Genomic DNA, 2,988 nt, shown 5'->3' with positions numbered 1-2,988 from the left:
TGTTTGAGCCATCTGGTAGCGAGTCGTTTTTTCGATAACTTCTGCTTTAACAAAGCCACTGATATTGGCTGACTCCGTAGTTTGTAACTGCTGGCGCTTGGCATAAAAAGTAGAAAGACTTAACCCATTACGCTCACAGAAGACCCGTTGTGATAGATGACTGGATTGGTATTGCTCGAACAAGGTTTGCCATTCTTTGTTGGTGCGCCGTTTTGCCATTTCAAATCTCCTTGTAGTTGGAGATTTGATCTTATGGCGGACTGAGGATGATTAGAATGTGGGGTTTATGACGCGCTTACGGCTCTTTGAGGCACTTTCAGATATGTTCTAGAGTTAAAAAATAAAGTAGGGGGAGTGGGGCTGTGATTTGAGTAGCGGCGAAAATAGGTCTAAGATAGTTGAGAGAGAAACTACTGCATAAGTCCACTATTCGTCCACACTTAATTCACTCAAAAATAATGTGGTTATTGTGGGGTAGGGTAAAGTGGCTAATTTTCAGTAAGTTGAAGAGAATTGAGAGCGTTTTTGAGGGCTCAAAAACGGTGAAACCCCGATGTTGGTAGCATCGGGGTTTCGAATTTCTAGATTTCTCGACTGGTAAGATCGATTATCTTTTCTATGCAGAAGGCTTGGATTTATCCAATCTTATTCCTTGGTAGGGAATTAGATACGGATGAAGTCCATGTGCTCAACTTTAGGCTTGAACGCGTGACGTTGAACGTCTTGTGGCTTAACCTTAACTTCTGCGCCGTCAATCACTAGAGTGATTGCTTCGTAGAATTCAGGCTTATCCATTTGGTTGATCACGTCAGCGTGAACAAGTTCGATAGCTACAGCTTCAGCTTCGCCACCGTAGATTACTGCTGGGAATTTACCAGCGTGACGTAGGCGGCGGCTCGCACCTTTACCTAGTTCAGTACGTACTACTGCTTCAAATTTCATAGTTTTACTCTCAAATTAGTAAAAATTAACTTCACACCTCAATGCGACCTTGAGTGTGTGGTAATGCTTAGGCATGAACGAGTTCGTGCTTAAGCGAGCGCGGATACTAACATCACATTGCAATATGAGCAAGTAAGAAGCTTATTCCCAAGGTAATTTCCTTGTTCAAATGCTTTTTATATCCTGTTTACGCTCTTAACTCGGGGGATGAATGTTCTGTAAATTTATGAAGCCAGTGAGACTTTGAGTATTAGAGAGGCTTTTAAGCCACCCATTGAGCTTTTGCTAAGAGTTAAGCTACCCCGATAACTGTGCGCCATCTCATTGACGATATTGAGCCCTAAGCCTGTACCTGGCGTGGTTTCATCAAGGCGTACTCCACGCTTGGTCACTTGTTCGAGTTTCTCTTTTGGAATGCCTAAGCCATCATCTTCAATGATCAGTTCAACATTACCGTCGGTGAGCACGTTGCTGTGTACGCGAATAACTCCGTCGGCCCATTTGTAGCTGTTTTCAAGCAAGTTTCCAATCATTTCATCGAGGTCGGTTTTTTCTACAGCCACCTCAAGCTCGGAATCTAACTCGTTGATCACTGTGATATCGTTAGCGGCATAAACTTTATCAAATGCCATTGCAATCGCTTCTACACGCTCACAAGGTGAAGACTTCACTGACAGGATATTCATTGCGCCTGCCATGCGTGCGCGGCCGAGATGGTAGTCTATTTGGCTTTGAATCTGATGGATTGGTTGTTGTAATAGTGTCTTCTCGTTCTCTGGCAGCATTTCGGTTTCATTTTTCAGAACCGACAATGGCGTTTTTAATGCATGAGACAGGTTTCCTGCATGGTTCCGGGCTCGTTCTAACAATTCTTGATAATGGAAGAGCAGGGCATTAAGGTCAGAAACTAATGGAGAGACCTCTTTTGGGTAGTTACCACTTAAACCTTGCTGTTCGCCTTTTCTTAGCATCACAAGTTCCCGTTGCATTTTATTGAGCGGCAGTAGCGACCAGCTGACTTGAATACCTATCAACATCAATACGCCAATGAACAATAGCATTAGGATTAACCATACTTGGCCTGTCAGTTCAGCTAAGGTTGATTCTAATGGGGCTTCATCGATACCAATAGTGATGGTGATGGGGTCGATGAGCTCAGGTAGATAGATGTCTTGTTCGATATAAATGAGCTTCTCTTTTTCAGGTCCTTTGATGGATGTGTGAATAGGCGATCGCTTGATGGTGAGGTCTTTGTCCCATAAAGAGCGAGAACGAATGATTTGATCTTGCGTCGCGGCGCGCCAATAAAGACCGCTGTAAGGTTGGTTAAATCTCGGATCAGACAGGCGCTCCGCCATGATTAGGCTACCACTTGAGTTGGTCTCTATATTAGCGGTCAACTCATCCAGGGTGAGGCTGAGTTGCTGCTTCATATCATCGACGAGATAGTCATGAACTAGCTTTGGTATGCCAATACCAGCCGCTAATATCATGGCTCCTAACCAAAAAGCCGCAGCGAGGAGCAAGCGGCTTTTGAGGCTGATGTTTTTAAGCGTTCTTTTTTTTAAATTCATACGTTACCCGCCGGATTTTACTCATTTTGTATCAGAGCTTCGATGATCAGCACAAGCGGTCCATTGACTGGAGAAAGTACTACCCAGCATTAAGTTGATAGCCTAGGCCACGAACCGTTTTGATGATCTTTGGTGCGATTTTTTTACGAATGCGTCCGATAAACACTTCGACGGTGTTTGAGTCGCGATCGAAGTCTTGCTTGAAGGTAAGGGATCTCAATGTTTCCTTACCTGAACAGTAGCGGCTTAATTCACGTCAGAATGAGTGCCTGACTGACCTAACTCCTGCTCTACAATCTAAACACGGGTGTTTAATGACCACTTTCTCGCTGTTTTCGCCATTTCAGACGCACTCATCCTACGAAAGAACTAAATTGACCTGATTTGGGATTGAACCAGAGCATGATGAACCAGCTCTGACAGCGGCTCTCCTGCTCTAAAACGAAGAAACGTCATATGGTTCCCACAAAGA

At 44.1% G+C, this 2,988-nt stretch carries 4 protein-coding genes; all 4 read right to left on the bottom strand.

From position 1 onward, the window contains the following. Positions 1-219: IS66 family insertion sequence element accessory protein TnpA (gene tnpA, locus L4B77_RS19750; RefSeq protein ID WP_429751703.1), on the bottom strand; the 219-nt coding region annotated here is incomplete at its 3' end. Positions 220-663: 444 nt separating this feature from the next. Further along, entirely contained in the window at positions 664-942 is a 279-nt protein-coding gene (gene rplY, locus L4B77_RS19745) for a 50S ribosomal protein L25 (protein ID WP_261839411.1), read from the bottom strand. 224 nt (positions 943-1,166) lie between these two features. Further along, complete coding sequence (locus L4B77_RS19740; RefSeq protein ID WP_429752546.1) at positions 1,167-2,516, bottom strand: ATP-binding protein; 1,350 nt, start codon at positions 2,514-2,516, stop codon at positions 1,167-1,169. A gap of 79 nt (positions 2,517-2,595) precedes the next feature. After that, positions 2,596-2,736: a winged helix-turn-helix domain-containing protein gene (locus tag L4B77_RS19735; protein ID WP_429752544.1), complete on the bottom strand. Its 141-nt coding sequence runs from the start codon at positions 2,734-2,736 to the stop codon at positions 2,596-2,598. Positions 2,737-2,988: the final 252 nt, after the last annotated feature.

Origin of the sequence: Vibrio minamisatsumaniensis, assembly GCF_050337445.1 — a bacterium.
Taxonomy (GTDB): domain Bacteria; phylum Pseudomonadota; class Gammaproteobacteria; order Enterobacterales; family Vibrionaceae; genus Vibrio; species Vibrio artabrorum.
Note: the sequence above shows the minus strand (reverse complement) of the source record. Positions and strands in the feature narration are given on the sequence as shown.